Genomic DNA, 26,536 nt, shown 5'->3' on the forward strand with positions numbered 1-26,536 from the left:
GCTGGGAGCCGGGCCGCAGTCAGACGGTGAAGTCGGCGTGCGGGACGCCGCGCTCGGAGTCGGGCACCTGCCCGGTCATCGGACGCCTTCCGTGGCGACGCCTTCGGTGGGGTGGGGGACTGGGCGGTCGGGGAGCGGGTGGTCGGGGATCGGATCGTCGGGGAGCGGGTGGGCGCCGGCGGTCAGGCGGTGGAGGGCGGCGTGGGCAGGCGGGCCCCAGGTGGCCTTGCCGCCCGGGCGGTTGCGGCGGCCGGCCTCGCCGACGTGGATGCCGCCGAGGGCGCGCACGACGGCCCAACCGCGGGCGCGGCGCAGGGTCGCGGGGTCGAGGACGGGGCGGTAGGCCCGGCGGAAGAGGTCCGCGGCGCCGTCCGGGAGAAGGGACCAGGCCGCGGCGAGGTCGCCGGCCGGATCGCCGGCGCAGAGCTCGCCGAAGTCGATCACGCCGCAGAGGGTGCCGTCGGCGGTGAGGACGTTGGCCGGGTGGAGGTCGCCGTGGATCCACAGGGCCGGGCCCGTCCAGACGGGGGCGGTGACGGCGTCCTCCCAGACGGCGCGGACGGCGTCCGGGGCGGGGAGCAGGCCCAGCTCGGCGGCCGAGGTGATCCCCTCGGCGACCCGGTCGGCCAGGGCGGCGAGGGGCCGGCCGCGCTCGCCGGTCGGGGCGGAGGCCGGGGCGGGCTGGTGGAGGGCGGTCAGGAAGGCGGCCAGGGCTTCGGCCGCCGCGGCGGCGCGGGTGACGGGAGCGCGGTCGGCGGGGGTGCCCGGCACCCAGGTGGTGACCAGCCAGGGGCGCGGGAAGCGCTCGGAGGGCTCACCGAGGCGGCGGGGAGCCGGGATCGGCAGGGGGAGATCCGGCGACAGGGCTGGCAGCCAGGCGTGTTCCTTGCGCAGCAGGGCACTTGCCTGTTCGGTGGCCCAGGGCAGCCGGACGGCGAGGTCGTCGCCGAGGCGCCACATCTGGTTGTCCCAGCCGCGGGCGCCGAGGCGGAGGGGGAGATCGGCCAGGTCGGGGTGCTGGTCGTTCAGCAACTGCCGGATCAGGTCCGCGGTGATCTCGATCTCGCTGTGGGGCACGGGGAAAGGGTAGCTGGGGGGCGTGATCTACGGTGCCGGGATCGCCGGGGCGGTCCAGCCGGCCAGGACCTGGAGGGACCGGGCGGTCTCGGAGCCCGGTTCGACGTTGTAGACGCACAGGGTCTGTTCGGCGTCGCCGGGCACCTGGAAGGACTCGTACGAGAAGTGCAGGTCTCCTACCAGGTGGTGGTGGTAGTGCTTGGCGCCGTGGGTGCGGCGCAGCACCCGGTGGTCGTTCCACCAGCCGGTGAACTCCGGCGACTGGAGGGTGAGTTCGCCGACCAGGTCGGCGAGCTGGCGGTCCTGCGGGTAGCGGCCCGCTTCGAGTCGGAGCATCGCCACCGTCTCCGCGGCGATCCTCGCCCAATCGCCCACGCTCTCCCGGGCCTTGGGGTCCAGGAGGTAGTAACGGGCCAGGTTGCGGCGGTTGGCGGGCAGGGCGTCGAAGTCGGTGAGGACCTCCCTCGCCAGCCGGTTGGCGGCCAGGACGTCGGTGCGCCGGCCCAGGATGAAGGCCGGTACGCGGTCGAGGGTCTCCAGCATCAAGTACAGGCCTGGGCGCACCCGTTGGGCCCTGACCGGGGTGCGGCGAGCAGGCCGGGAGTCGGAGCGGAGGAGGTCGGTGAGGTGTTCGCGCTCGGTGTCGTCCAGGCGGAGGGCGCGGGTGATCGCGTCCACCACCTCGGGGGAGGGGTTGCGGGCCCGCCCCTGCTCCAGCCGCGTGTAGTACTCGGTGCTGACGCCGCCCAGGCGGGCCACCTCGTCCCGACGCAGGCCGGGCACCCGGCGCACCCGGCCGTCGGCGGGCAGTCCGGCCTCCTCGGGGGCGACGCGGGCGCGGCGTGAACGGAGGAAGTCGGCGATTTCCTTGGCGCGGTCCATGCGTTCATTGTCGCTGCGGTGGCGGCGTGGGTGGGCGGTTCCGGGTGGCCCTGGCAGTACCTGCCTGGGCAGGGCCAGTCATGGCGTCCCGAAGGGGTGGCGCACGGCTTGTACTGGATCTGCGGCCGGCGGAGATCGGCCGACGGGAAACCAAGGCCCCTGGAGGGTGAACAACATGTCCACGAGCACTTCGGTCCAGCCCCTCGCCGGTCGCGTCGCCGTCGTCACCGGCGCGTCGAGCGGCATCGGTGAGGCGTCGGCCGAGAAGCTGGCGTCGCTGGGAGCCCAGGTCGTCGTCCTGGCACGGCGCGCGGACCGACTGGCGGAGCTGGTCGAGCGGATCGAGAGGAACGGCGGGCGGGCGGTGGCGATCGCCGCCGACGTGACGGACGCCGAGGCGCTGAAGGCCGTCGCCGAGCGGGTGGAGGACGAGTTCGGCGGAGCCGACCTGCTGCTGAACAACGCGGGCGTCATGCTGCCGGCCCCGATCGAGGAGCTGGCGACGGACCAGTGGAAGCAGCAGATCGATCTGAACATCACCGGTCTGATGAACGCGATCGGCGTCTTCACCCCGCAGTTGGTGCAGGCGGCCGGTGAGCGGGGCGTGGCCGACCTGATCAACACCTCGTCCATCGCGGCGCAGAACATCTTCCCCAACTTCGCCGTGTACTCCGGCACGAAGGCGTACGTGAGCCACCTGTCGCGCCACCTGCGGGCGGAGCTGGGCGCGAAGAAGGTCCGGGTGTCGGCGGTCGAGCCGGGCATCGTCGCGACGGAACTGCAGAGCCATGTGACGGATCAGGGCGCGCTGGAGTGGCTGGAGGGCTCGAAGGACGCGATGGAGTGGCTCACGCCGGAGGACGTCGCGGAGACGGTCGGCTTCATCGCGGCCCTCCCGCCTCGGGTCAACCTCCAGCAGGTCACCATCATGCCCACCGGCCAGCCCAGTTGAGCGTGACGACCACGGAATCGGGCGGCCCAGCGTGCAATGCGCGGGCCGCCCCAGCGGCAGCCGGAACTCCTCGGGCCTGCGGAAGTACACCGACCGGACGCGGGACAGGTCGAGCGTGCGGTGGCCGTTGTCGAGCCGTCCTGCCCAGTCGTCTTCCAGCGTCGCGGTCAGGGTGAGTTCGGTGGGGAACTCGGCGCTGTCGCACCGGAACACGGGGACGCCCCGGCTGTTCGGGTGCTCGACCACCAGATCCGCGGTGGAGTCGAGGCGGCTGGTGAGAACCAGCACCGACTCGCCGTCGGATTCCGTCACCGCGGTTCTCCTGGTAGAAGTCGGTTCCTTCGTCGTTCCTGCTGTCGGAGATGGTGTTGCTGCTGGTCTCGCCGTGGGCGGTGTGCGCCCAGGGGTTGCCATCGGAGGTGACCGCGATCGGGTCGGGTATCCGCACCGCGCCGGGTACGGTACCGCCGCCCGCTGAGGGCCGGGCCGACGGGACGGGCGCCGCGTAGGATCGCCGGTCATGGACACCCGCACCGGACTGGCCGCCGTTCCGCCCGGCCTCGTCACGCTCTCCGACCGCCGCACCCGGCGGAGTTGGAGCGTCGAGGTGGAGCCGTTCGAGCTCGCGTGCTGTCCGGTCACCCGCGAGGAGTACGAGGGTGCCGCGGGCGACCGCCGGCCCGCGCACAGCGTCTCCTGGCTGGACGCCGTCCGGTACTGCAACGAACGGTCCCGGCGCGAAGGCCGTACGCCCGCCTACGAGGTGGACGGCGAGGACGTCCGCTGGGACCGCGCCGCCGACGGCTACCGGCTGCCCACCGAGGCCGAGTGGGAGCACGCCTGCCGTGCCGGGACGGACGGTCCGCGCTACGGCCCGCTGGACGAGATCGCCTGGCACCGCGGCAACTCGGGCGAGCGCCCGCACGCTGTCGGCGGGCTGCGGCCCAACGGGTACGGGCTGTACGACCTGCTCGGCAACGTGTGGGAGTGGTGCTGGGAGCTCTACGACCCCGAGGTGTACGGCGGCTACCGCGTGCTGCGCGGCGGCGGATGGTTCGACGAGCACTGGAGCTGCCGCGCCTCCGTCCGCCGCCGCAGCCACCCGACGCTGCGGATCGACGACGTCGGCTTCCGGCTCGCCCGGTCGACGTCGGGCTGAGGAACGGTCGGGCGGACCGGCGCGTTGGCGGCTTCGTGGACCCAGCGAAGACCCTCCTCCGCCCGATCGCCGAAGCCGACCTCCCCGCCCTCGGCGAAATGCTGAACGACCCCGAAGCGCTGGGCGAGTTCCAGTGGTACGGCTGGGGGGATCCTGAACGGTTCCGGCGCCGGTGGGCCGAGAACGGGCTGCTCGGTGAGGAGCAGTGGATCTTCGCGGTGGCCGCCGAGGGCGAGTTCCTCGGCTTCGTCGCCGCCACCCGCAAGGGCGCCCGGCCGACCGCCCCGTACTGGAGCCTCGGCGCGCAGCTGCTGCCGCGGGCCCGGGGCCGGGGCGTCGGCACCCGGGCCCAACGGCTCCTGGTGGACTACCTGTTCGCGCACACCCCGGTGATGCGGCTGGAGGCGGACACCGAGGCGGGCAACCTCGCCGAGCAGCGCGTCCTGGAGAAGCTGGGCTTCACCCGCGAGGGCGTGCACCGGGCGATGGCCTTCCGGGGCGGGGAGTGGCGCGACATGGTCTACTACAGCCTGCTGCGCACCGACCCCCGCCCCTAGCCGACCCCGAACCACTCCTCGGCCAGGTCGTCCAGGGTCCGCGCCGATGGCTTCAACTCCCTGAGGTACCACGGCAGATCGCTGTACACATGGAGCAGGGTGTACGCCATCAGCAGTCGCGGCTCGAAGGGGCGGCCGTAGGCGGTGAGCAGCTGTCCGAGCAGGCGGGGGTCGGCGCGGGTGGTGAACAGGCCGACGGCGACCAGGTCGTAGGCAGGGTCCCCGATCATCGCGGGCTCGAAGTCGATCAGGCCGGTGAGCCGCCAGCCGCCGGCCGGGTCGGTGATCAGGTGCTCGCGCATGAACTCGGTGTGCAGCAGGGCGCGTTGTTCGGTGCGGGGGAGCGGGGCGGCGGCGAGGAAGCCCGGGATCTGCTCCGACCAGACCTCGGGCAGGCCGCGTTCGCGCTGGCGGGCGACGGCGCCGGCCCGCTGCCGGTCGAGGAAGGCGGGCCAGTCACCGGGGCGGAGCACGTCGGCCAGCGGCTCGGCGTCCAGGGCGTGCAGGGCGGCGAGTGCCTCGCCGCAGTCCCGGGCGATCCGCTCGCGATCGGTGGGCGGGACGCCCGGCCAGGCGGGGGCGAGGCCCTCGCCGTGCAGACGGGACATCAGGACGTAGCGCCAGCCGTTGACGTACTCGCCCGCCGCCCGGAGTGCCGGGGTGGGGATCGGCAGCGCGCCGTCCAAGAAGCACAGGACGCGTTCCTCGGTGCGGCCGTCCTGCGCGCCGGCCGCCGGGAACAGCTTGAGCACGTGCTCCGTGCCCACCGCGTAGACCGGGACGGACCCTTCCGCGAAGCGCTCCAGCGGCTGCCCGCCGACGCCCAGCCGCGCGCACAGCGCCTCGGCGCCCGGGCGCATCACCGACTCGTCGGGGACGACCGCGTCCCACTGCTCGTCCGTCTCCACCAGGGGCAGCATGTCCGCACCGTAGGCACGCCAACGGTCCGGTGGCAACGGCGTTTTCAGTGCCCCGTGGCGCGCTCGGGCCCGCGGCCGCTCGGGAGGTCCGCCGGGACGGGCTCCGGGCCGGTGTCCGGGTCGCGGGTGAGCAGGTACCGGGCGCCGGGGCCGGCCTGGGCGGCCCGGTCGTCGGCGTTGTAGAGGGCGCAGCGGGTGAGCGAGAGGCAGCCGCAGCCGATGCAGCCGCTGAGCTTGGCCTTGAGCCGCTCGAGTTCGGCGATCTGCTCGTCGATCCGGTGCTGCCAGGAGGCGGCGACGCCGTCCCACTCGGTGCCGCTGGGGGCGGGGCGCTCGGGCAGCCGGTCGAGGGCGACCCGGGCCTCGTCCAGGGAGAGGCCGACCCGCTGGGCGGCCCGGACGAAGGCGATCCGGCGCAGGGTGCCGCGCGGGTAGCGGCGTTGGCCGCCGGCGGTGCGGGTGGCGTGGATCAGCCCGAGGCTCTCGTAGTAGCGCAGCGCGGAGGCGGCGAGTCCGCTGCGGGCGGCGAGCTGGCCGATGGTGAGGAGGTCGCCGGGGCGCGGGCCGCGGGTGCGGCCGGCGTCGGGTATCGCGGTCATGGGAACTCACTGTAGCCGCTTGACCTCAAGTCGGCTTGAAGTTGCACGATCGACGCATGACGACGCACACCGACATCGAAGCCCCGGCGGAAACCGCAGCTCCGGCCCGCTTCGAGGACCTCCAGCCGCTGATGGCCCTGATGACCGGCGACGAGAAGCACGACGTCGCGGCCACCTCCACCCTGGACGCGCTCTGGGTGCTGTACGACCGGGTGCTGCGGGTCGCCCCGGACACCGCCGAGGCCCAGGACCGCGACCGCTTCCTGCTCTCCAAGGGCCACGGCCCGATGGCCTACTACGCCGTGCTGGCCGCCAAGGGCTTCCTCGACCCGGCCGTGCTGCCGAGCTTCGGCGGCTACGACTCGCCGCTCGGCTACCACCCGGACCGCACCCTGCTGTCCGGCGTGGAGATCTCCTCCGGCTCGCTCGGGCACGGCCTGCCGCTGGCCGTCGGCACCGCGCTCGGCCTGCGGGCCCAGGGGCTGACCGACCCGGCGGTGTGGGTGCTGGTCGGCGACGCCGAGTTCGACGAGGGCTCCAACCACGAGGCGGTGGCCTTCGCCGGCGCCTACGGGCTGGACCGGCTGCACGCGGTGGTGATCGACAACTCCTCGGCCACCCACGGCTGGCAGGGCGGGATCGCCCAGCGCTTCGCCGCCGCGGGCTGGTCGACCGCGACGGTGGACGGCCGCGACCACGAGGCGCTGCACCGGGCCTACACCACCGCGCACCCGGGCCGCCCGCACGTGGTCGTCGCCCGGGTCGAGCCGAAGAACTCCTGAATCACACCCCCCCCGAGTCAGCGCACACGAAAGGCACTTCACCGATGGACACCATGCGCGAGCGCTTCGTCGACGTCACCACCCGCCTGCTGGACGAGGACCCCCGGCTGGCCGTGGTGCTCGCCGACATCAGCGCCGCCGCCTTCGAGCCCGCCCACGAGCGCCACCCCGACCGGGTGGTCAACGTCGGCATCCGGGAGCAGCTGCTGGTCGGCGCGGCCGGCGGACTGGCGCTCAGCGGGATGCGCCCGATCGCCCACACCTTCGCCAGCTTCCTGGTCGAACGGCCCTTCGAGCAGATCAAGTTGAGTCTGGTCCACCAGGGTGTCGGCGCCGTCCTGGTGAGCGCGGGCGGCTCCTACGACAACCCGGCGGCCGGGCGCACCCACATGTCCCCGGGCGACGTCGCCCTGCTGGACACCCTCCCGGACTGGACGGTGCACGTCCCCGGCCACCCGGACGAGGCCGAGCAACTGCTGCGCCACGCCGTCGCCGACGGCGACCGCACTGTGTACGTCCGGCTCTCCAACCACCAGAACACCGCGCCGCTCGCCGTCGAGCCCGGCCGCTTCACCACCGTGCGCACCGGCACGCGCGGCGTGGTGCTGGCCGTCGGCCCGACGCTGGACGCGGTGCTGGCGGCCACCGAGGGCCTGGACGTCACCGTGCTGTACGCGGCGACGGTGCGGCCCTTCGACGCCGCCGGGCTGCGCGCCGCGCTGGGCGACCGGGCGGACGTGGTGCTGGTGGAGCCGTACCTGGCGGGCACCTCGGCGAACGAGGCGCACGCGGCGCTGGCCGACCGCCCGCACCGGGTGCTGGGCCTGGGCGTGCCGCGCGGCGAGCACCGGCAGTACGGCTCGATGGCCGAGCACCTGGCCGCCTACGGCCTGGACGCCGGCTCGCTCAAGGAGCGGATCGGCACCTTCCTCTGGTGATCCCTCCGGTTCCGCGGGTGGGCCCCCAGGCACCTCCGGTGAGCCCTCACCTTCAGCCCGTGACCCCTCGGGCGACCAGCACCACCGCCACCGAGTCCGCCGCCAGCCGCACCGCCGCGCCGTCCAGCGCGGCCGCCCCGAAGGCCGCCACCACCTCCCGTCCGGAGCCCCCCAGCGGCAGCGCCGCTTCGGCCGGGCCGAGGTTGACGGCGACCCGGTACGGCCCCCGGTGCACCACCAGTTGGCCCGCGGCCTCGTCGTACTCGACCCGCACCGCGCCGAGGTCCGGGTCGGCGAGCTCCGGCCGCTCGCGCCGCAGCCGGATCAACGTCCGGTACCAGTCGAGGAGTTCGCGGTGCGGGCCACGCCGGAGCTCGGTCCAGTCGAGCACCGACCGCAGCAGGGTGGCCGGCTCCTGCGGGTCCGGGACGGCCTCGGCGGCCCAGCCGTGCTCGGCGAACTCCCGCCGCCGGCCCCGCCGGACGGCCTCCGCCAGGGCCGGGTCGGTGTGGTCGGTGAAGTACTGCCAGGGGGTGGCGGCGCCCCACTCCTCGCCCATGAACAGCATCGGGGTGAACGGCGACGTGAGCACCAGGGCCGCGCCGCAGGCGAGCCGGCCGGGGGGCAGCGAGGTGGAGATCCGGTCGCCGAGCGCCCGGTTGCCGACCTGGTCGTGGGTCTGGAGGTAGCCGAGCAGCCGGTGGCCCTCGCCCGAGTCGAACGGCCGCCCGTGACTGCGGCCCCGGAAGGAGGACCAGCCGCCGTCGTGGAAGAACCCGTGCCGCAGCGCCTTGGCGAGTGCGGCGAGCGGCCGGCGCGCGAAGTCCCCGTAGTAGCCCTGGGATTCGCCCGTGAGAGCGCAGTGCAGGGCGTGGTGGAAGTCGTCGCTCCACTGGGCGGTGAGGCCCTGGCCGCCGGCCTCCCGGGCGGCGGTGGTGCGCGGGCTGTTGAGGTCGGACTCGGCGATCAGGAACAGCGGACGGTTCACCGATACCGCCAACTTCTCGACCTCGTACGACAGTTCCTCCAGGAAGTGGACGGCCCGGTCGTCCGCGAGGGCGTGCACGGCGTCCAGCCGCAGGCCGTCGATCCGGTAGTCGCGCAGCCAGGCCAGCGCGCTGCCGATCAGGTAGTCGCGCACCTCGTCCGAGCCGGGCGCGTCCAGGTTGACCGCCGAGCCCCACGGGGTGTGGTGCCGGTCGGTGAAGTACGGGCCGTACGCGGGGAGGTGGTTGCCGGACGGGCCGAGGTGGTTGTGCACCACGTCGAGCACCACCCCGAGGCCCTTGCGGTGCGCGGTGTCCACGAAGCGCTTGAGGCCCTCCGGTCCGCCGTAGGGCTCGTGCACGGCCCACAGGGAGACTCCGTCGTAGCCCCAGCCGTGCCGGCCGGGGAACGGGCAGACCGGCATCAGCTCGACGAAGTCCACGCCCAACTCGACCAGGTGGTCCAGCTGTTCGGCGGCCGCGTCGAAGGTGCCGCGCGCGGTGAAGGTGCCGATGTGCAGCTCGTAGAGCACCGCGCCGGGCAGTGCGCGGCCGTGCCAGCCGGTCCGCGACCAGCGGAAGGCGCCGTGGTCCACCGCCCGGCTGGGGCCGTCGGGGCCGTGCGGCTGCCGGGGCGAGCGCGGGTCGGGCAGCGGCGGACCGCCGTCGAGCCGGAAGGCGTAGTCCCCCTCCGGGGCCTCGCCGGCCCACCAGCCGTCCCGGTCCGGGCAGCGGGACAACTCATGCGCCACGCCGTCGACTTCGACGGCGACCTGGCTGGCGGCGCTCGGCGCCCACACCTCGTAGCGCGACACCCTCAACCCCTCCTCGTCAGCAGTGCCACCGGGTACGTCGCCAGCAGCTCCGCCACCGGCACCGGGCCCGCCGGGAAGGTGCGCAGCGACAGCCGGTCCGTCCAGGGGCCGCCGGCCGGCAGGTCCAGTACGGTGTCCCGCCAGCCGCCGGCCTTGGCCAGCCCGTACGGCAGCCGGGTGACGGCGGTGACCACGTCCTCCCCCCGGGCGAAGGCCAGCAGGTGGTCACGGGAGAGGTCCTCGGCGGCCAGCGGCCGGTAGGCGCCGAGCGGGCCGGAGCGGCGCAGGTGCAGGGCGGTGGCGGTCAGGTGGAGCTTCTCCCGGGCGAGGTCGCCGGGGCGCGCGGTCGCCGCGTCGGTGAGCCGGACGGCGAGTGCGCCGAAGTCGACCACGCCCCGGTTGTCCGGGTCCACCAGGGTGTACAGCGGCTCCTCGCTGCCCTGGTAGAGATCGGGCACGCCCGGGACGGTCAGGTGCAGCAGCGCGGCGGCCAGGGTGTTGGAGCGGGCGTACGGGGTGAGCGCGTGCACCAGGCCCTCGATCCGGGGGAGCAGTCCGGCGTTGCCGAAGACGGCGCGGGCCCGCTGCTCCAGGGCCTGCTCGTACCGGGCGTCGGGGGCGGTCCAGGAGGTGTGCAGCTTGGCCTCGCGGACGGCCTTGAGCAGGGCTGCGACCAGCCGGTCGGGGCCGATCGGCCAGCCGGCGACCAGGGTGTGCCAGAGCAGCCAGTCGGCGTCCCGGTCGAGGCCGGGGGCGGGCGGCCCGGCGGCCGCGGACCAGGCGGCGGCCTCGGCGGCCCAGGACTCCGGCTGCTCGGCGAGGACGGCGAGCCGGGCCCGGGCGTCGGCGCTGCGCTTGGTGTCGTGGGTGGAGAGCACCGTCATGCTGTGCGGCCAGGTGCGCTCCAGCTGGCGGCACCAGTCGTGGAACTCGGCCGGAGGCAGTCCGGGCCGGCCCGGCTCGCCGCCGACCTCGTTGAGGCCGGGCAGCGCGTTCCAGCGGTAGAAGGCGGTGTCCTCGACGCCCTTCGCGGCCACCGCGGCGGCGGTCTGGGCGAACCGGGCGCAGAACTCGTCCCGGTCGGCGCCGGGCCCCAGCCGGCCGAGGGCGAGGGCGGCGACCAGGCGTTCGGTCGGATCCTCGAAATCCGCCCCCAGCACCCCGCCGAAGTCGAGCGCCGCCTCCCCGGGCCGCGCGTACGGCCGGTACACCGGGTAGTCCGTGAGCAGCCGGCGCAGCGCCGCGCGCAGCTGCCAGGGCGCGTGGTCGGCGTGCGCGGGGTCGGTGGCGCCGATCCGCAGCGCGATCCGGACCAGCCGTTCGATCTCGGCGGCCAGCTCGCCCCCGGGCCCGGTCATGTCGGCCCGGCCGCGCCGGGCGGCGGCCACCGCCGGGTGCGGGTCGGCGCAGAGCCCGGCGGCGGGCCCGCCGTGCCGGAAGGCCTCGTACGCCCCGGCGAGCCGGCAGGCGCCCGCGTGGTCGGTGAGCACGCCGTCGATCCGGCGCAGCGCGTCGTAGCCGGTGGTCCCGGCCACCGGCCAGTCCTCGGGCAGCCGCTCCGCGCCGGTGAGGATCTTCTCGACCACCGTGTAGGCGCCGCCGGTGGCGTCGGCCAGGCGGCGCAGGTAGCCGCGCGGGTCGGCGAGCCCGTCCGGGTGGTCGATCCGGAAGCCGTCCAGGACGCCGTCGGCGTGCAGTCGCAGCAGTACGGCGTGGGTGGCGGCGAAGACCTCCGGGTCCTCGACCCGGACGGCGATCAGCTCGTTGACGGTGAAGAACCGCCGGTAGTTGAGCTCGGTGCGGGCCAGCTGCCACCAGGCCAGCCGGTACCACTGCCGGGCGAGCAGGTCGGCGAGCGGCAGCCCGGCCGTCCCGGGGCGCAGCGGCAGCTCGTGCCGGTGGTAGCGCAGCACCTCGCCGTCCACCACCAGCTGGTCGAGGACGGCGCCGAGCCGGTCGCCGAGCAGCGGCAGCAGCACCCGCCCGCGCCCGGGGGCGTCGGCGGGGCCGGGCTGCGCCGTCCAGTCGATGTCGAACCAGCGCGCGTACGGGGAGTCGGGCCCGTCCCGCAGCACCTGCCAGAGCGGCCGGTTGAGCCGCTCGGGGACGGGCACGGCCATGTGGTTGGGCACCACGTCGGCGATCAGCCGCAGGCCGTGCCGGTGGGCCTCGGCGGCCAGGGCGCGCAGTGCGCTCTCGCCGCCGAGCTGCTCGCTGATCCGGGTGTGGTCGACGGTGTCGTAGCCGTGGGTGGAGCCGGGGGCGGCCTCCAGCAGCGGGGAGAGGTGCAGGTGGGAGACGCCGAGTGCGGCCAGGTAGGGGACGGCGGCGGTGGCGTGGCGGAGGGTGAAGCCGGGCTGGAGCTGGAGGCGGTAGCTGGCGGTGGGGTGGGTGGCGGTGGGGCGGGGAGCGGTGGGGTGGGTGGCGGTGGGGTGGGTAGCGGCCGGGCGGGGCTGCGCGGGCTCGGCGGCGGAGGTCATAGGTCCATAGGTACCCGGCCCGGCCCGCCGCCAAGACCCGCTGCTGATCCGAACAGGTGAGCGCCCGGGGGATCAGGCGGGCCGCTGCAGCACCAGCAGCGAGCGGTCGGTGAGCCACAGCGCGTCCCCGGCCTTGACCCGGGTGCCGGTGCCGGGGGCGGGCAGCCGGGGCTGGGCGGTGTCGACCACGACCTGCCACTCCTGCCCGTGGTCGGCGGGCACGGTGAACTCCAGCGGTTCGAAGTGGGCGTTGAACATCAGCAGGAAGGAGTCGTCGACGATCCGCCCGCCGCGCCGGTCCGGTTCGGAGATGGCGTAGCCGTTGAGGAAGACGGTCAGCGACTTGGCGTAGCTGGCGCCCCAGTTGCGCTTGGTCATCTCCTCCCCGGCGGGGGTGAACCAGGCGATGTCGGTGAGGTCGTCGTAGCCGCTCACCGCCCGCCCGTGGAAGAACCGCCGGCGCCGGAACACCGGGTGGTCGCGGCGCAGCCAGATCATCCCCTGGGTGAACTCCAGCAGCCGGGCGGCCGGCCCGTCGCCGTCGGGCCAGTGCACCCAGGACAGCTCGTTGTCCTGGCAGTAGGTGTTGTTGTTGCCGAGCTGGGTGCGGCCGAGTTCGTCGCCGTGGGAGAGCATCGGCACGCCCTGGGAGAGCATCAGGGTGGCGATGAAGTTGCGCTGCTGGCGGGCCCGCAGCTCCTCTACGGCCGGGTCGGTGGTGGGGCCCTCGACGCCGCAGTTCCAGGAGCGGTTGAACGACTCGCCGTCCCGGTTGTCCTCGCCGTTGGCCTGGTTGTGCTTGTCGTTGTAGGAGACCAGGTCGCGCAGGGTGAAGCCGTCGTGGCAGGTCACGAAGTTGATGGAGGCGATGGGGCGGCGGCCGTCGTCCTGGTAGAGGTCGGAGGAGCCGGTGAGCCGGGAGCCGAACTCGGCGAGGGTGGCGTTCTCGCCGCGCCACAGGTCGCGCACGGTGTCCCGGTACATGCCGTTCCACTCCGTCCACAGCGGCGGGAAGTTGCCGACCTGGTAGCCGCCCTCGCCGAGGTCCCAGGGCTCGGCGATGAGCTTGGCCTGGGAGACCACCGGGTCCTGCTGGACCAGGTCGAAGAACGAGGACAGCCGGTCGACCTCGTGGAACTGCCGGGCCAGGGTGGCGGCGAGGTCGAAGCGGAAGCCGTCCACGTGCATCTCGGTGACCCAGTAGCGCAGCGAGTCCATGATCAGCTGGAGCACGTGGGGGCTGCGCATCAGCAGGCTGTTGCCGGTGCCGGTGGTGTCCTCGTAGAAGCGCTGGTCCTTGGCGAGGCGGTAGTAGGAGACGTTGTCCAGGCCGCGCAGCGACAGCGTCGGCCCGAGGTGGTTGCCCTCGGCGGTGTGGTTGTAGACGACGTCCAGGATCACCTCGATCCCGGCCGCGTGCAGCGCCTTCACCATGGACTTGAACTCCTGCACCTGCTGGCCGCGGTCGCCGGTGGAGGAGTAGGAGGAGTGCGGGGCGAAGAAGCCGATGGTGTTGTAGCCCCAGTAGTTGGCCAGGCCGAGGTCGCGCAGCCGGTGGTCGCGGACGAACTGGTGCACCGGCATCAGCTCGATCGCGGTGACGCCGAGCTTGGCCAGGTGCTCGATCACCGCCGGGTGGGCCAGCGCCGCGTAGCTGCCGCGGATCTCCTCGGGGATGCCGGGGTGCAGCCGGGTGAGGCCCTTGACGTGGGCCTCGTAGATGACGGTGCGGTGGTAGTCGGTGCGCGGCGGGCGGTCGGTGCCCCAGTCGAAGTACGGGTTGATCACCACCGAGTGCATGGTGTGCGGGGCGGAGTCGAGGTCGTTGCGGCGCTCGGGGGCGCCGAAGTGGTAGCCGTAGACGGACTCGTCCCAGTCGATGTGGCCGCTCATCGCCTTGGCGTACGGGTCCAGCAGCAGTTTGGCGCTGTTGTGCCGCTGGCCCAGGCCCGGATTGTGCGGGCCGTGCACCCGGAAGCCGTAGCGCTGGCCGGGCTGGACGCCGGGGAGGTAGGCGTGCCGGACGAAGGCGTCCGTCTCGCGCAGTTCGACGGCGGTCTCCGAGCCGTCCTCGTCGATCAGGCACAGCTCGATCCGGTCGGCACTCTCCGAGAACACCGCGAAGTTGGTACCGGCCCCGTCGTAGGTGGCGCCGAGGGGGTAGGGCTTTCCGGGCCAGACCTGCATGAGTCCTCAACTTCCTTGTGACATGCGGAAACTGATGTGTAGTCCGACAGGTGTCCGACAACCTGCCCGGACCCGGACGCTCTCTTCCCGGCCGGGCGGCCGGGCATGTGCGGCGCCCGCGCGCCGTGACGCGCGCACAGCCCGCACACTCCCGGAGATACTCCCCGAGCCCTTCCCCGACGGCCGGGAGGTACCGCCGGGGTTGGGCCGAACGGGTGTCCGGCGGGCATTCGTGTGAAGAGTGGGGTCGGGGCCCGTCCGGCGGCAGTGGTGCGCGCGAGCCGGGCCGGTGGTGCGCGGGAGCCCGTCGGCCATCCGGCTGCGGGCGGCTCGCGGCGGGCAGTACCCTTGATCGTCCGGCCGCCCCGGCCGACCGGTGCTAGTCAACGGCCCGTCAATGGTCCCCGCGCCCGCGGGGGTCAGCCGCAGATGAGGTGGCGCATGGTGTTCCCCGCTGGCGGCGGCCGTGGTTCCGGGCCCGACGGCCCCGACCGGGGCGGTGCCCGCAGCGAGGCGCCCACGGTGGTCATGCGCCCCACCATGACCGGCCGCGCGCTCGTCCCGGCCCAGAGCGGCCCGGTGGAGGTCCCCGCGCTCGCCTGGTCGGCCGGCGAGTGGGAGGACGCCTACCAGCGGGTCCGGCTGTCCGGCCGCGCGTACGTCTGGCTCAACCTGGTCGAGCAGCGGCTGCGCTCCCTGGTCGACGAGGTGCTGCACCCCATCTACGCCCCCGCCCACGGCGAGGACTGGGTCACCGCCGCCGCCGGTCCGGCCGGCGAGGAGTGGGCGCACCGGGCCGGCGCGGTGCGCGAGGTCAGCCGCCGCAAGGGCTACCTCCTCGACCCGGCCGACGACGACCCGCTGGTCTTCCTCACCCTGCCCCAGCTGCGCGAACTGATGGTCCAGCACTGGCCCTGCTTCGAGCCCTTCCTCGCCGACCGGCGCGAGATCGAACTCGCCCTGGACGAGCTGGAGGTGGCCCGGCACGTGGTCTCCCGCAACCGGGTGCTCACCCAGACCGTGCTGGCCCAGACCGAACGCGCCGCCGCCCGGCTGCTCGCCGTCCTGGACGGCGGCGCGGGCGGGGTGCCCGCCGACGTGGTGGAGTCGCTGGTCGCCGGACGCTACGCGGACGTGGTCGCGGTGCACGCCGACCGGGTCCGGCTGCAGCGCGACCTGCCGGTGGAGGACCTGCTGGACGGCGCCCGGCGCCTGGACGCGCTCGGCATCGGCCTCGGCATGCTCTGTCAGAACTACACCGGCAAACGGCTGGTCCGCCTCGCCGGCGAGGGCTGCCGGGTCCGGCTGCTGTTCCTCAACCCGGCGAGCAGCGCGGTGCGCCGCCGCGAACGCGAACTCGGGCTCTCGCGCGGCGAGTTGTCCCGCTCGATCGAGATGAACATCATGCACGTGCGACGGGTCCGGGCCCGGCTGCGGGACCAGGGCGGCTTCGAGATCCGGGTCTTCGACGAGACCCCGCGCTTCACCGCCTACCTGGTCGAGGGCCCCCGCCCCACCGGCCCGGTGGCCGGCCGCCGGCAGAGCCGCGACCTCGGCGTCATCCAGCCCTACCTGCGCCGCTCCCGGGGCATGGAGTCCCCGGCACTCATCCTGCGAGGCGGCGCCGGCCAGCAGCCGGGCGGCACCGAGCCGGGGCTGCTGGAGGTGTACCGGGAGGAGTTCGAGGGGGTCTGGGCGGACGCCCGGAACGTCTCCTGACGGTCCGCATCATGAGATAACCGCTGGTGGAGGCCGTGCGGGCGGTGGAACACTGCGCACCGTGAACAGCCTCCCCGCCTGGACCCTGGAACCCGCCGGACCAAAGGACCTCGAACCCATCGTCGAGCTCAAGGCCCAGGTCATGCGCACCGACCTGGAACGCCTCGGGCGCTGGGACCCGGACCGCTCCCGGGACCGCGTGCGGAAGTCCTTCTCCACCCGGCACACGTCCGTGCTGCGGGTCGAAGGAGCCTTCGCGGGCTCGGTGACGATCCGACCCGACGAGCACGGCGGGCGCCACCTGGAGCTGTTCTACCTGGCCCCGCACCTCCAGGGCCGCGGCCTCGGCACCGCCGTCCTGCGCCACCTCCTCGCCGAGGCGGACGCGGCGGGCGAACCGGTCCGCCTGAACGTCCTGCAGGGCAGCGCCGCCCAGCGGCTGTACCAGCGGCACGGCTTCAGGGTCGTCCACGAGGACCCGATCGACGTCTTCATGCTCCGGGAGCCGGCCCGGTGACCCCCGCCGAAGCCCGCCGGAGCCGGGAGCAACGGGACGAGGGCATCCGCGCCGAGGCCCGACGGCCGACGCGGGCTCGTCACGTGGAGTAACGATTCTCCCAAAGCCCCTGGTCGACGCGGCCACGGCCGTGGTAGGTGTAGGCCCCGTGAAGATCACGGGGGATGACGGGGCCGTACTGCGCCTCGAAGACGTACACCGCACCTACGGCACCGGCCCGGAGGCCGTGCGGGCGCTCAGGGGGGTGGACGTCACCTTCGAGCGGGGCACCTTCACCGCCGTGATGGGCCCCTCCGGCTCCGGCAAGAGCACCCTGCTGCAGTGCGGCGCCGGCCTCGACCGCCCCGACAGCGGCCGGGTCGTCCTGGACGGCACCGACCTCGCCGGGCTGACCGAGACCCAGCTGACCGTCCTGCGCCGACAGCGACTCGGCTTCGTCTTCCAGGCGTTCAACCTGGTCGGCTCGCTCACCGCCGAGCAGAACGTCGGCCTGCCGCTGCGCCTGGCCGGGCGCCGGCCGGACCGCGCCGAGGTCAACCGCGCGCTCGCCCAGGTCGGCCTCGGCGAGCGCACCGGCCACCTGCCGTCCCAGCTCTCCGGCGGCCAGCAGCAGCGCGTCGCCATCGCCCGCGCCCTGATCACCCGGCCCCGGGTGCTGTTCGCCGACGAGCCGACCGGCGCCCTGGACAGCTCCAGCAGCCGCGACGTGCTCGCCCTGCTGCGCGAACTGGTCGACCGCGAGGGCCAGAGCACCGTCATGGTCACCCACGACCCGGTCGCCGCCTCCCGCGCCGACCGGGTGCTCTTCCTCGCCGACGGCCGGATCGTCGACGACCTGACCGGCCCCAGCGCCCAGCGGATCGCCGAGCGGATGACCGCCCTGGAGACGGCGGGGACGCCGGCATGACGTCCCTCGGCACCCTGCTGCCCGTCGCCGCCGCGAGCCTGCGCCGCCGCAAGGCCGCCTTCGCCGGCTCCTACGTCGCCCTCACCCTCGGCGTCACCCTGGTCGCCACCACCGGCACCCTGCTGGGCGACACCGCCGGGGACGACTCCCCGCTCGGGGCCCCCTCCCTGCACAAGGTGCTCCAGTTCACCTCGGCGATGGCCGCGTTCGTCGCCGTCTTCGTCGTCGCCGGCACCTTCGCCTTCGCCGTCGCCCAGCGCCGCCAGGAGATCGCGATGCTGCGCGCCGTCGGCGCCACGCCCCGCCAGATCGTCTGGCTGATCACCGGCGAGGCCGCCGTCGTCGCCCTGGTCTCCGCCGTCAGCGGCTGCCTGCTCTCGCTGCCCGGCGCACCCGCGCTGGCCGCCTGGCTGGTCGCCCGCGGCGCCGCCCCCGAGGGGTTCAGCGCCCGGCCCGCCGTCGGGCCGATGCTGCTGGCCGCCGCCGTCGGCCTGCTGGTCGCCCTGCTCGGCGCGGTCACCGCGGCGCTCCGGGCCGGGCGGGTGCGGGCCGTCGAGGCGCTCGGTGACGCCGCCGTCGACCGCACGGTGATGACCAAGCCGCGCTGGGCCTTCGCCCTGCTCTCGCTGCTCGCCCTGGCCGGCGCCGTCGCCTACTACCTGTCCGCGGCCACCATGCCGCCCGCCCCCGGCGACCAGCCGGACGACCCCCAACTCGCCTCCCAGTGGGTGCTCGGCGCCGACCTGATCACCATCACCACCCTCGCCCTGTTCGCGCCCGTGGTCGTCCCCGCCCTGGTCCGGCTGCTCAGCGCCCCGCTGGCCCGGCTCACCGCCGCCGCCCCGCTGCTCGCCCGGCAGAACGCGCTCACCGCGGTGCGCCGCACCGTCTCCACCGCCACCCCGGCCTTCCTCACCATCGCGCTCGCCGGCACCGTGGTCGGCTCCACCGCCGCCTTCGCCGACGCCATGACCGCCCAGGCCGGGGCCACCGCCGCCGCCCGGTACGTGCTGCGCCCCGGCGGCCAGCCGCTGCCCGCCGACGCCGCCCACCGGCTCACCGCCGCCCAGCCCGGTCTGCGCGCCACCGCCACCACCGCCACCGTGGTCACCGGCCTCGGCGCCGACCGGCCCGCCTTCGACGACCACGGCGAGGATTCGCCCGCCACCGTGCCCTCCGCCGCCACCGTCGTCGACGGGGACCTCGCCACCGCCTGGACCCTGCCCGCCGTCCAGGGCAGCCCCGCCGACCTGCACGGCGCCACCCTCGCCGCCTCCACCGACCAGGCCCGCGGCCACGGCTGGAAGCTCGGCGACCAGGTCAACCTGCGCCTCGCCGACGGCACCGTCACCGGCCTGCGGCTCGCCCTGGTCTACCGCACCCAGCTCGGCCTGGACGAGGTCCTGCTCAGCGGCGAGGCCGTCGCCGGCCACCTGGGCGGCGCCCGCCCCGGCGCCGTCCACCTCAGCGCCGAGCCCGCCGACCGGCTCGGCGGCGCCCTCACCGACGCCCACGACCCCGGGCCCGACCCCAACGCCCACTACGCCTGGATCGCCACCACGACGATCCTCGGCCCCGCCCTGCTCTACGCGCTGATCGCCATCGTCAACACCATGGTGATGAGCGCCGCCGACCGCCGCCGCGACTTCACCGTGCTGCGGCTGACCGGGACGGTGCGCCGCCAGGTGCTCCAGATGGTCGCCCTGGAGGCCGTCCTGGTGGTGGCCACCGCCGCCGTGCTGGCCCTCGCCGTCACCGCCCTCACCCAGTACGGCACCACCGCGCTGCTCAACCACCGCATCCTGGCCGGGCAGGCGAGCGTGGCGCTGCGGCTGCCCTGGCTGCCGCTGGGCGCGGGCGCGGCCGTGTGCCTGCTGCTCGCCGCGGCGGCCAGCGTGCTGCCCAGCCGGCTCGCGCTGGCCGGGCGGCCGGGGCGTGTCTGACAATTCGCGTCGGATCAGCGGGAGTTGTCAGACACGCCCCTGACCCTGGCCGGTCGGCCGGGACCGTGACGGCCGCCCTGACGGCCGGGTTGTCGGTGGGGCGGGTGATGATAGGGGCTGTTTCGCTGGCGGACGGAAGGACAGACCTGATGACCTGGTGGCAGCAGCCACTGGTCGGCTTCGACCTGGAGACCACGGGCACCGACCCGGCCGTGGACCGCATCGTCACGGCCGCCCTCGTGGACACCGTCGGCGCCGTCCGGGTGGAGGCCGCCCACTGGCTGATCGATCCCGGAGTGCCGATCCCCGCCGAGGCGGAGGCCATCCACGGCATCGGCGACGCGGTCGCGCGCAGCAGGGGCCGGCAGCCCAAGGAGGCGGTGGAGGAGATAGCCGCCGCGCTGTGCGCGCGGATCGCGGACGGTCGGCCGGTGGTGGCGTTCAACGCGCCGTTCGACCTCTCACTGCTCGACGCCGAGCTGCGCCGCTACGGGCTGCCCACGCTCGCCGAGCGCCTCGGCGCCCCGGTCGGGCCGGTGCTGGACGCCCTGGTCATCGACCGGACCGTGGACAAGTACCGCAAGGGCTCCCGCACCCTCCAGCGGGTGTGCGAGGTGTACGAGGTGGAGCTGACGGACGCCCACGAGGCGGGCAGCGACGCACTGGCCGCCGTCCGGGTCGCCGTCGCGCTGGCCGCCCGCTACCCGGCCGAGGTGGGGGAGGTGGCCCCGGCCGAGCTGCACCGGCGGCAGATCGGCTGGTACCGGGAGTGGGCCCAGGGCCTCCAGGACTGGCTGCGCCGCGGCAAGGACCCGCTCGCGGTGGTCGACCCGCGCTGGCCGTCCAGGCCGGACCCGGGGGACGGGTGACGACCGTACGCCTCGCCCGCCCCGAGGACCTGCCCGGCTTCCTCGCGCTCGCCGCCGAGGTCGAGCACTGGTTCGGCCCCATGGTGGCCGAGCCCGGCTTCCACCGCGCGGTGCGGAGGACCGCCGCCCGGGGCCTCGCCACCGTGGCGGAGGACGAGCGGGGCCCGCTCGGCGGCCTGCTGTTCGGCACCGAGCCGGACGGGCCGCACCACCTGCACTGGCTGGTGGTCGCCGAACGCGCCCGGGGCACCGGCGTCGGCCGGGCACTGGTCGAGGACGCGCTGCGCCGCCACGTCCGCGCCCCGGCCATCGTCGAGGTGGTCACCTTCGGCCCGGACCACCCGGGGGCGGTGACCAGCGGTGCCCGGTTGTTCTACGAACGGCTGGGCTTCACCCCGGCCGAACCCACCGACCCCGGCCCGGAGGGCGGCTCCCGCCAGGTCTACCGGCTGCGTCTGAGCTCACCTGGCCCGGCCTCAGCCGACCTGACCTGACCTGACGGCCCGGGGGCGCTCTCCGGACCGGCGGCATCCGGGCGGCCGGTCCTACTGGAGGTCCAGCCCCACCGGGTGCGTCACGTCCACCGGGCAGACGAACACGTGCAGTTCGCCGTGCCGCCCGACCGACAGGTCCGGGCCGTCACCGCTCTCCACGGTCAGCAGGTGCGTCATCCGCTCGCCGCAGCGGCCGCAGTCGACCGGGAGCAGGTCGGTGAGGTGCCAGGACGGCCAGCCGCCCAGCTTCCAGCCGTCCGCGCGGCCGTGGTCGCGCTCGTACTCGACGCCCCGCCGCTCGGCGAACTCCGCGATGGCGCGGGCGAGTTCCCCGGGCAGTTCGTCCCGGTCGGGCAGGTCGAGGAGCTGTTCGGGGCGCACCGCGCAGGGCTCGGGCAGGTACTCCCCGGCGCTGCGCAGCGGCGGCGGGGGAGTGGCCGGGGCGAGTGCGGCGGCGCGCTGCCAGTGGAGTTCGACGGCGGGGCCGTAGTAGTAGCGCTCGCCCTGGAGGTCGTCGTGGTCGTTGGGGCACCAGAGCACCTGGAGCAGGTCGGTGCCCTCCGGCCAGGGCAGGTGCGGGGCGTCCTCCGCGCGGATCAGGGCGACCGGGACGAGGGCGGTGGCCGGGGACTCCGCGGGGGCCGGTCGGGGGTATCCGAAGTCGTCGTCCGGGTGGTGCGCGGTGCAGTGCGGCCAGGGGGCGCCGGCCGGCCACTCGGCCGGCCCGCCGATCCGGCTCGCCCCGGGCGGCGGCGGGCCGGGGTGGGGGTGCAGCAGGGTGGCCGGCCGCAGGTAGCGGGCGAGGCCGGGGACGGCGGCCACGAGGTCGGCGGCGCTGGGCGCGGTGGCGGTCACGGCGCCCACCCTACGGTCGCTGCCCCGGACTCCGTCGGGCGGCCCGACTGCCTCAGGAGGCAGGGAAGTCGAAGGTGTACCCCTGGGAGACCAGCCAGGGCAGCAGCTGCTTGAGCGCGGCCACGGTCTGGCTGCGGTCGCCGCCGCCGTCGTGCATCAGGATCACCCCGCCGGGCTTGAGCTGCTTCTGCACGGTGGAGACGATCGCCGGCACGCCCGGGCGGGACCAGTCGCGCGGGTCGACGGACCAGCCGAGCGAGTCCATCCCGAGGCCGGCCGCGATGTGCTCGTTGTCGGCGTTGAAGCCGCCGCCCGGGGCACGGAACCAGTCGATCCGGGTGCCCGGCCCGCCGGCCTTGACGATCATGTCGCGGGCGGCGCCGATCTCGTACACCGCCTTGTCGTGCGGGAGCTTCTCGAACGGCTGCGGGTGGTGGACGCTGTGGTCGCAGAGCCGGTGGCCCTCGGCCAGGATCCGCTTGACCAGGGCCGGGTTGGCGGCGGCGTTCTGGCCGATCTCGCAGAAGGTGGCCTTGACGTGGTACTGGGCGAGCAGGTCGAGGACCTGCCCGGTGGCCGGGCCGGGGCCGTCGTCGAAGGTGAGCGCGACGGTGCGCCCGCCGGAGGCGGTGGAGCCGATCACCTTGGTGGCCGATCCGGGGTGGGCGGGCGGCGCGGGCGGCGCGGGCGTGCCGGTGGGCTGGGGCCGGCCGGACGCCACCGGGGCCGCGGGGGTGCGCGCCTTGGCGCCGGCCGGCGGGGCCGCATGGTCGGCGCCGCTGCCGCTGCCGCTGCCGGTGCCGGTGTCGACGGCGTCCGAGCCGGCGGTGGGCGCGCCGGTCGGCTGCTGCGGGGCGGCGCTGCCCGTGCCGGTGCCCGCCGCGGTGCTGCCGGCGGCTCCGGCGGCCCCGGTGGCGCTGGTGGAACTGCTCGGCTGGAGCGCCCCGCTGGCGGTGCCGCAGGCGGCCAGCCCCAGGACGGCGGCCACCGCGACGCAGCCCGCGATCAGCCGGCGGCGACCGGTGGCCGTACGGGTCGGGTGGGAGGGGTGGCGAGGGGCGGTCCGGTGCATGGCGGCGGCTCCTGAGGGCGAGAGGGGTGCCGATCCATCGGTCAGGATGACTGTGCGATAGGACGCCGATCGTACGTGTCCCGGTTGCGCGCCGGACCGATCCCGCTTAAGAGTCTTCTCACACTCGACGGGCTTGGCGGCCGTCGCTCGGGCCGGGTAGGGCCGCCCCGTCAGAACGGGTACCAGCGCACCCCGGTCGCCCCGTCGCGGAGCGAGTCGACCCGGCGCCGGAACTCCGCGAGCGCCGCCGGGTTACCGGCCGCCTGCTGGGCGACCCAGGAGGCGCTGGCGGTCTCCCGGGCCCCGCGCAGCACCGCGAAGCCGGGCCAGTCGCGGACGTCCCAGCCGTACGCCTCGGTGAACGCCCGGTACTCCTCGCCGGGCACGCCGTAGCGGTCGTGGGCGAGCGCGAGGACCACCAGGTCGTGCTCGCGCAGGTCCTGCGAGAAGGTCTCCAGGTCGAGCAGCACCGGTCCGTCCGGGCCGACGTGCACATTGCGCGGCAGCGCGTCGCCGTGGATCACCCCGGGCCGCAGCCGCGGCTCCAGGCCGGGCAGGGCGGCCGCGAAGGCGTCCCGGCGCTCGCGCAGGAAGGCGACGTCCGCCGGGTCCACCTGACCCTCGGCGGAGGCCAGCCAGCGCTCGACCGGCGCCAGCAGGTCACGCCGGCCGAGCGGGAACGGCGGCAGCGGCAGCGCGTGCAGGGTGCGCAGCAGCGGGGCGAGGTCGGCCGGGCGGGCCGGGCGGACGGCGGGGGCGAGCCGGTGCCAGAAGGTGACCGGGTGCCCGTGCGCCGACTGCGGCCCGGGCGCCACCCCCCGGTACGGGCGGACCACCGGGAGGCCCTGGTCGGCCAGCCAGTGGGCGAAGGCCAGTTCGCGCTGCGCCCGCTCGTACAGTTCGGGGCCGCGGCCGACCTTGGCGACCACGGCCGGGTCGCCGAGGTCGAAGACGGCGTTCTCGCCGAGCGCGAGCAGCCGGGCCCCGTCCGGGGAGGGTAGTCCGGCGGCCTCGCAGGCCCGGGCGAGCAGCAGTCGGGCGCGGCCCTCGTCGAAGGGGATCATGGCTGGGCTCCGTTCCGCCGTCGTTCATCCGCTCGTCCGGGGGACTCCGGACGGTGATCATCATGACGCACGCGATGACGGACGGACCCCGGGGCCCGCGGCGATCCGGGGGCGGGGCGGGGGCGGGGCGGGGTCATCCCTCACTCGGGACCCTGAGCCCTCCTCCTCGGAGGTAGGGGGTCGGCTCCACCCTGAGGGGGAGGAGACTCCACCCGGAGTACGAGGTCAACGGGGTACGGCCCGGGAGAGACTGGGTCGGGGCTGCTTCGGGGCGGCCCGCAACGGGGGTTGGACCACGGGGGCGCCTTGCCGAGGGCGAGCACGTACTCGTAGGACGACGCCCAGACCTACTTACCTGCCGACCGGCAAGGGCACGCCGACGCGTGTGACCCGCCGGTCCTGCCGTCGCCCAGCGTCCCGTCCCCCAAGGGCTGCGGTGAACCATGCCCAGGAGGCATCGAGCATGTTCCACCGACTAGGACAATTCGTCGTTCGCCGCGCCTGGTGGGTGATCGCCGCGTGGATCGTCGGGGCGGTCGTCATATCGATCAGCGCTGCGAAGGTCGTCGACCAGACCGACCAGTCGAAGTTCCTGCCCACCCACTACGAGTCCATCCAGGCCTCGGAACTCCAGTCACGGGCCTTCCCGTCCAGCTTCACGCCGTCCGCCCTGCTGCTCTTCGAGCGCAACGACGGCGGCCAGCTGACCAAGGACGACCAGGCCTCGATGGACAAGGTCGTCAAGGGTCTGACGGACGCGCAGATCCCGCTGGTCCAGCAGATCCTGCCGGTGCTCGACCAGTCGAAGTCCAAGGACGGCAAGTACGCGCTGTCCCAGGTCGCCATCGACCAGACCAAGCAGCAGGACCCGCAGTTCACCGACGCGGCCAAGAAGCTGCGTGACGACGGCACCAAGCTCGCCGAGGGCACCGGGCTGAAGTTCCGGGTCGGCGGTGACGCGGCGAGCCAGCTGGACCAGAAGGACTCCTCGGGCTCGACCGACGCCATCGTGCTGTTCGGCGGTCTGGTGCTGGTCATCGTGATCGTCGGCATCATCTTCCGCAGCATCCTGGCCGGCCTGCTGCCGGTGCTGCTCTCGCTGGTGGTCGCGATGCCGGTCTCCAAGGGGCTGATCAACGACGCGATCAGCGCGTTCGACCTGCAGACCACGCCGATGACCTCGGCGATCCTCATCATCGTGGTGCTCGGAGTCGGCACCGACTACTTCCTCTTCCTGGCGTTCCGCTACCGGGAGCGACTGCGGGCCGGTGACGACCGCAAGCAGGCCGTGGCCAGCGCGGTCGGCCGGGTCGGCGAGGCGATCGCCTCCGCCGCCGGTGCCGTCGCGGTCGCCTTCGCGGTGCTGATCCTCTCCAGCCTCGGCATGTTCACCGCGCTCGGCCCGGCGCTGGCCATCGCCGTCCTCGCCACCGCGCTCGTGATGCTCACCCTGGCCCCGGCCGTGCTCGCCGTGATCCCCTCCAGGGCCGTGTTCTGGCCCGGCCGGAAGTGGATGCGGGAGCCCCAGAACGCCCGCTTCGCCGCGCTCGGCCGGATGACCGGCAAGAAGCCCGGCCTGGTCGCCCTGGTCTCCGGCGGTCTGCTGGTCGTCCTCGCCCTGGCCGGCATCAACTACACCGGGACCTACGACCTGGCCGGCAGCTCCATGCCCAAGGACAAGGAGTCGATGGTCGTCCAGGACAAGCTGATGACGGCCTTCTCGGCCGGTGCCACCGACCCCAGCCACGTCTTCCTGACCAGCACCAACGGCGCCAAGCTGAACGACGCCGAGCTGAAGGACTTCGCCGGCCGGATCGGCGGCGTCGCCGGGGTGGCCAACGTGGTCATGCCCACCAAGGAGCGCGGCCTCAGCAAGGACGGCGCCACCGCCGACTTCTCCGTGGAGCTGAAGGACGCGCCGGCCACCAACGAGGCCATCGACACCGTGGTGAAGCTGCGCGACGCCGCGCACGCGGCGGCCCCCGCCGACACCAAGGCCCTGGTCGGCGGCATGACGTCCGTCTTCAAGGACATCAACGCCGCGATGGCCCACGACTACAAGCTGGTCTTCCCGATCGCCGCGCTGCTCATCATGATCATCCTGGGTCTCCAGCTGCGCAGCCTCGTCGCACCGTGGTACCTGATGGCCTCGGTCGGCCTCGGCTTCGGAGCCACCCTCGGCGCCACCACCCTGCTGTTCCAGAACATCAAGGGTGAGGAGGGGCTGATGTTCATGCTGCCGATCTTCATCTACCTCTTCGTGGTGGCGATCGGCACCGACTACAACATCCTGATCATCGCCCGCCTCCGGGAGGAGGCCCGGGAGGGCCGCAGCCCGCGCGAGGCGGCCCGCGAGGCCGTCAAGCACGGCGGCCCGACGGTGGCGGCGGCCGGCTTCATCCTGGCGGCCTCGTTCGCGACCTTCATGCTCGCGGGCAACGTCCTCTTCATGGAGCTGGGCTTCTCGCTGGCCTTCGGCATCGTGCTGGCGGCCTTCGTGATGGCGATGTTCTTCACCCCGTCCGTCACGGCGCTGCTCGGCCGGCGCGCGTGGTGGCCCGGCCACGGCGGCGACGCCCGTCCGGGTGCGGGCCACGCCCCGCGGGTCGGCGCCACGATGTCGCCGGAGCCGGTCGGCCGGCGTTGATCGTGGGCTGAACACGGGCCGAACACCAGGCGGCGCCCCGCTCCGGCCGGGCGCCGTCCCCGGTGTACCGGGGCGGGAAACGGGATCTGTCCGGCAGAGCAGTCCCCGGTCAATC

22 protein-coding genes and 1 pseudogene are annotated in these 26,536 nt (G+C 74.4%); 12 read left to right on the top strand and 11 right to left on the bottom strand.

Annotated features, from left to right (window positions below; translation table 11 throughout):
- Positions 1-75: 75 nt before the first annotated feature.
- On the bottom strand, positions 76-1,077 hold the full coding sequence (locus ACFWIS_RS05105; RefSeq protein ID WP_380451790.1) for an aminoglycoside phosphotransferase family protein: 1,002 nt from the start codon (positions 1,075-1,077) through the stop codon (positions 76-78).
- 27 nt (positions 1,078-1,104) lie between these two features.
- Positions 1,105-1,959: a helix-turn-helix domain-containing protein gene (locus ACFWIS_RS05110; protein WP_380451788.1), complete on the bottom strand. Its 855-nt coding sequence runs from the start codon at positions 1,957-1,959 to the stop codon at positions 1,105-1,107.
- 175 nt (positions 1,960-2,134) lie between these two features.
- Between ACFWIS_RS05110 and ACFWIS_RS05115 the strand changes: the two genes are divergently transcribed.
- Entirely contained in the window at positions 2,135-2,911 is a 777-nt protein-coding gene (locus ACFWIS_RS05115; RefSeq protein WP_380451786.1) for an SDR family oxidoreductase, read from the top strand.
- Positions 2,912-2,995: 84 nt separating this feature from the next.
- Here the strand turns inward: ACFWIS_RS05115 and ACFWIS_RS05120 are convergent.
- A pseudogene (locus tag ACFWIS_RS05120) lies at positions 2,996-3,433 on the bottom strand (MvdC/MvdD family ATP grasp protein); the annotation flags it as partial.
- On the opposite strand from ACFWIS_RS05120, the gene ACFWIS_RS05125 reads away from it, so the two are divergent.
- Both ACFWIS_RS05125 and ACFWIS_RS05130 read left to right on the top strand, forming a co-directional pair.
- Positions 3,432-4,070 carry a formylglycine-generating enzyme family protein gene (locus ACFWIS_RS05125; protein WP_380451784.1) on the top strand — a complete coding sequence of 213 codons (639 nt, stop codon included), beginning with the start codon at positions 3,432-3,434 and terminating at the stop codon, positions 4,068-4,070. The pseudogene ACFWIS_RS05120 and the gene ACFWIS_RS05125 sit on opposite strands and share 2 nt — an antisense overlap.
- Positions 4,071-4,105: 35 nt before the next feature.
- Positions 4,106-4,627 carry a GNAT family N-acetyltransferase gene (locus ACFWIS_RS05130; RefSeq protein ID WP_380451782.1) on the top strand — a complete coding sequence of 174 codons (522 nt, stop codon included), beginning with the start codon at positions 4,106-4,108 and terminating at the stop codon, positions 4,625-4,627.
- On the opposite strand, the gene ACFWIS_RS05135 is transcribed toward ACFWIS_RS05130, so the two are convergent.
- Together ACFWIS_RS05135 and soxR are read right to left on the bottom strand one after the other, a co-directional pair.
- Positions 4,624-5,547 (bottom strand): phosphotransferase family protein, encoded by a 924-nt coding sequence (locus ACFWIS_RS05135; protein ID WP_380451780.1) that lies wholly within the window; start codon positions 5,545-5,547, stop codon positions 4,624-4,626. The two genes, ACFWIS_RS05130 and ACFWIS_RS05135, sit on opposite strands and share 4 nt — an antisense overlap.
- Before the next feature lie 44 nt (positions 5,548-5,591).
- Entirely contained in the window at positions 5,592-6,146 is a 555-nt protein-coding gene (soxR, locus tag ACFWIS_RS05140) for a redox-sensitive transcriptional activator SoxR (protein WP_380451778.1), read from the bottom strand.
- A 56-nt stretch (positions 6,147-6,202) separates the two neighbouring features.
- Between soxR and ACFWIS_RS05145 the strand changes: the two genes are divergently transcribed.
- Together ACFWIS_RS05145 and ACFWIS_RS05150 are read left to right on the top strand one after the other, a co-directional pair.
- Positions 6,203-6,928 carry a thiamine pyrophosphate-dependent enzyme gene (locus ACFWIS_RS05145; protein WP_380451776.1) on the top strand — a complete coding sequence of 242 codons (726 nt, stop codon included), beginning with the start codon at positions 6,203-6,205 and terminating at the stop codon, positions 6,926-6,928.
- Between the two features lie 44 nt (positions 6,929-6,972).
- Positions 6,973-7,866: a transketolase family protein gene (locus ACFWIS_RS05150; RefSeq protein WP_380451774.1), complete on the top strand. Its 894-nt coding sequence runs from the start codon at positions 6,973-6,975 to the stop codon at positions 7,864-7,866.
- A gap of 52 nt (positions 7,867-7,918) precedes the next feature.
- Here the strand turns inward: ACFWIS_RS05150 and treZ are convergent, their stop codons facing one another.
- The 3 genes from treZ to glgX form a co-directional block, all read right to left on the bottom strand.
- The gene (gene treZ / locus ACFWIS_RS05155) at positions 7,919-9,667 is read right to left on the bottom strand and encodes a malto-oligosyltrehalose trehalohydrolase (RefSeq protein ID WP_380451772.1); all 1,749 of its coding nucleotides are present in this window, start codon (positions 9,665-9,667) and stop codon (positions 7,919-7,921) included.
- A gap of 2 nt (positions 9,668-9,669) precedes the next feature.
- Positions 9,670-12,147, bottom strand: a complete 2,478-nt coding sequence (gene treY, locus ACFWIS_RS05160) for a malto-oligosyltrehalose synthase (protein ID WP_380451770.1) — start codon at positions 12,145-12,147, stop codon at positions 9,670-9,672.
- A gap of 72 nt (positions 12,148-12,219) precedes the next feature.
- Positions 12,220-14,334, bottom strand: coding sequence for a glycogen debranching protein GlgX (glgX, locus tag ACFWIS_RS05165; RefSeq protein WP_380451768.1), 2,115 nt, complete (start codon positions 14,332-14,334; stop codon positions 12,220-12,222).
- 441 nt (positions 14,335-14,775) lie between these two features.
- Here glgX and ACFWIS_RS05170 point away from each other — a divergent pair, with 441 nt between their 5' ends.
- From ACFWIS_RS05170 to ACFWIS_RS05195, 6 genes are all read left to right on the top strand, one after another.
- The gene (locus ACFWIS_RS05170; RefSeq protein WP_380451766.1) at positions 14,776-16,053 is read left to right on the top strand and encodes an SAV2148 family HEPN domain-containing protein; all 1,278 of its coding nucleotides are present in this window, start codon (positions 14,776-14,778) and stop codon (positions 16,051-16,053) included.
- Between the two features lie 52 nt (positions 16,054-16,105).
- On the top strand, positions 16,106-16,570 hold the full coding sequence (locus tag ACFWIS_RS05175; RefSeq protein ID WP_380451885.1) for a GNAT family N-acetyltransferase: 465 nt from the start codon (positions 16,106-16,108) through the stop codon (positions 16,568-16,570).
- Between the two features lie 154 nt (positions 16,571-16,724).
- Positions 16,725-17,477: an ABC transporter ATP-binding protein gene (locus ACFWIS_RS05180; protein WP_380451883.1), complete on the top strand. Its 753-nt coding sequence runs from the start codon at positions 16,725-16,727 to the stop codon at positions 17,475-17,477.
- Positions 17,474-19,420: an FtsX-like permease family protein gene (locus ACFWIS_RS05185; RefSeq protein ID WP_380451764.1), complete on the top strand. Its 1,947-nt coding sequence runs from the start codon at positions 17,474-17,476 to the stop codon at positions 19,418-19,420. The genes ACFWIS_RS05180 and ACFWIS_RS05185 overlap by 4 nt, the downstream gene beginning before the upstream one ends.
- 149 nt (positions 19,421-19,569) lie before the next feature.
- The gene (locus ACFWIS_RS05190) at positions 19,570-20,289 is read left to right on the top strand and encodes an exonuclease domain-containing protein (RefSeq protein WP_380451762.1); all 720 of its coding nucleotides are present in this window, start codon (positions 19,570-19,572) and stop codon (positions 20,287-20,289) included.
- Positions 20,286-20,783: a GNAT family N-acetyltransferase gene (locus tag ACFWIS_RS05195; RefSeq protein ID WP_380451760.1), complete on the top strand. Its 498-nt coding sequence runs from the start codon at positions 20,286-20,288 to the stop codon at positions 20,781-20,783. Before ACFWIS_RS05190 ends, ACFWIS_RS05195 begins: the two co-directional genes overlap by 4 nt.
- 51 nt (positions 20,784-20,834) lie before the next feature.
- Here ACFWIS_RS05195 and ACFWIS_RS05200 read toward each other — a convergent pair whose 3' ends face one another.
- The 3 genes from ACFWIS_RS05200 to ACFWIS_RS05210 form a co-directional block, all read right to left on the bottom strand.
- A complete protein-coding gene (locus tag ACFWIS_RS05200; RefSeq protein WP_380451758.1) occupies positions 20,835-21,638 on the bottom strand; it encodes a hypothetical protein in 804 nt (267 codons plus the stop codon).
- Positions 21,639-21,690: 52 nt separating this feature from the next.
- A complete protein-coding gene (locus tag ACFWIS_RS05205) occupies positions 21,691-22,710 on the bottom strand; it encodes a polysaccharide deacetylase family protein (protein ID WP_380451756.1) in 1,020 nt (339 codons plus the stop codon).
- Positions 22,711-22,880: 170 nt separating this feature from the next.
- On the bottom strand, positions 22,881-23,774 hold the full coding sequence (locus ACFWIS_RS05210) for a phosphotransferase enzyme family protein (protein ID WP_380451754.1): 894 nt from the start codon (positions 23,772-23,774) through the stop codon (positions 22,881-22,883).
- A gap of 463 nt (positions 23,775-24,237) precedes the next feature.
- Between ACFWIS_RS05210 and ACFWIS_RS05215 the strand changes: the two genes are divergently transcribed.
- Entirely contained in the window at positions 24,238-26,421 is a 2,184-nt protein-coding gene (locus ACFWIS_RS05215; protein WP_380451752.1) for an MMPL family transporter, read from the top strand.
- Positions 26,422-26,536: the final 115 nt, after the last annotated feature.

The sequence above is a fragment of the Kitasatospora sp. NPDC127060 genome (assembly GCF_042724935.1).
Lineage (GTDB): Bacteria > Actinomycetota > Actinomycetes > Streptomycetales > Streptomycetaceae > Kitasatospora.

Excerpts from the sequence above, each read along its gene's own strand:
- ACFWIS_RS05110 (WP_380451788.1), bottom strand. The coding sequence starts at position 1,959 with ATGGACCGCGCCAAGGAAATCGCCGACTTCCTCCGTTCACGCCGCGCC.
- ACFWIS_RS05115 (WP_380451786.1), top strand. The coding sequence starts at position 2,135 with ATGTCCACGAGCACTTCGGTCCAGCCCCTCGCCGGTCGCGTCGCCGTC.
- ACFWIS_RS05125 (WP_380451784.1), top strand. The coding sequence starts at position 3,432 with ATGGACACCCGCACCGGACTGGCCGCCGTTCCGCCCGGCCTCGTCACG.
- ACFWIS_RS05135 (WP_380451780.1), bottom strand. The coding sequence starts at position 5,547 with ATGCTGCCCCTGGTGGAGACGGACGAGCAGTGGGACGCGGTCGTCCCC.
- soxR (WP_380451778.1), bottom strand. The coding sequence starts at position 6,146 with ATGACCGCGATACCCGACGCCGGCCGCACCCGCGGCCCGCGCCCCGGC.
- ACFWIS_RS05145 (WP_380451776.1), top strand. The coding sequence starts at position 6,203 with ATGACGACGCACACCGACATCGAAGCCCCGGCGGAAACCGCAGCTCCG.
- ACFWIS_RS05150 (WP_380451774.1), top strand. The coding sequence starts at position 6,973 with ATGGACACCATGCGCGAGCGCTTCGTCGACGTCACCACCCGCCTGCTG.
- treY (WP_380451770.1), bottom strand. The coding sequence starts at position 12,147 with ATGACCTCCGCCGCCGAGCCCGCGCAGCCCCGCCCGGCCGCTACCCAC.
- glgX (WP_380451768.1), bottom strand. The coding sequence starts at position 14,334 with ATGCAGGTCTGGCCCGGAAAGCCCTACCCCCTCGGCGCCACCTACGAC.
- ACFWIS_RS05170 (WP_380451766.1), top strand. The coding sequence starts at position 14,776 with ATGGTGTTCCCCGCTGGCGGCGGCCGTGGTTCCGGGCCCGACGGCCCC.
- ACFWIS_RS05185 (WP_380451764.1), top strand. The coding sequence starts at position 17,474 with ATGACGTCCCTCGGCACCCTGCTGCCCGTCGCCGCCGCGAGCCTGCGC.
- ACFWIS_RS05190 (WP_380451762.1), top strand. The coding sequence starts at position 19,570 with ATGACCTGGTGGCAGCAGCCACTGGTCGGCTTCGACCTGGAGACCACG.
- ACFWIS_RS05205 (WP_380451756.1), bottom strand. The coding sequence starts at position 22,710 with ATGCACCGGACCGCCCCTCGCCACCCCTCCCACCCGACCCGTACGGCC.
- ACFWIS_RS05210 (WP_380451754.1), bottom strand. The coding sequence starts at position 23,774 with ATGATCCCCTTCGACGAGGGCCGCGCCCGACTGCTGCTCGCCCGGGCC.
- ACFWIS_RS05215 (WP_380451752.1), top strand. The coding sequence starts at position 24,238 with ATGTTCCACCGACTAGGACAATTCGTCGTTCGCCGCGCCTGGTGGGTG.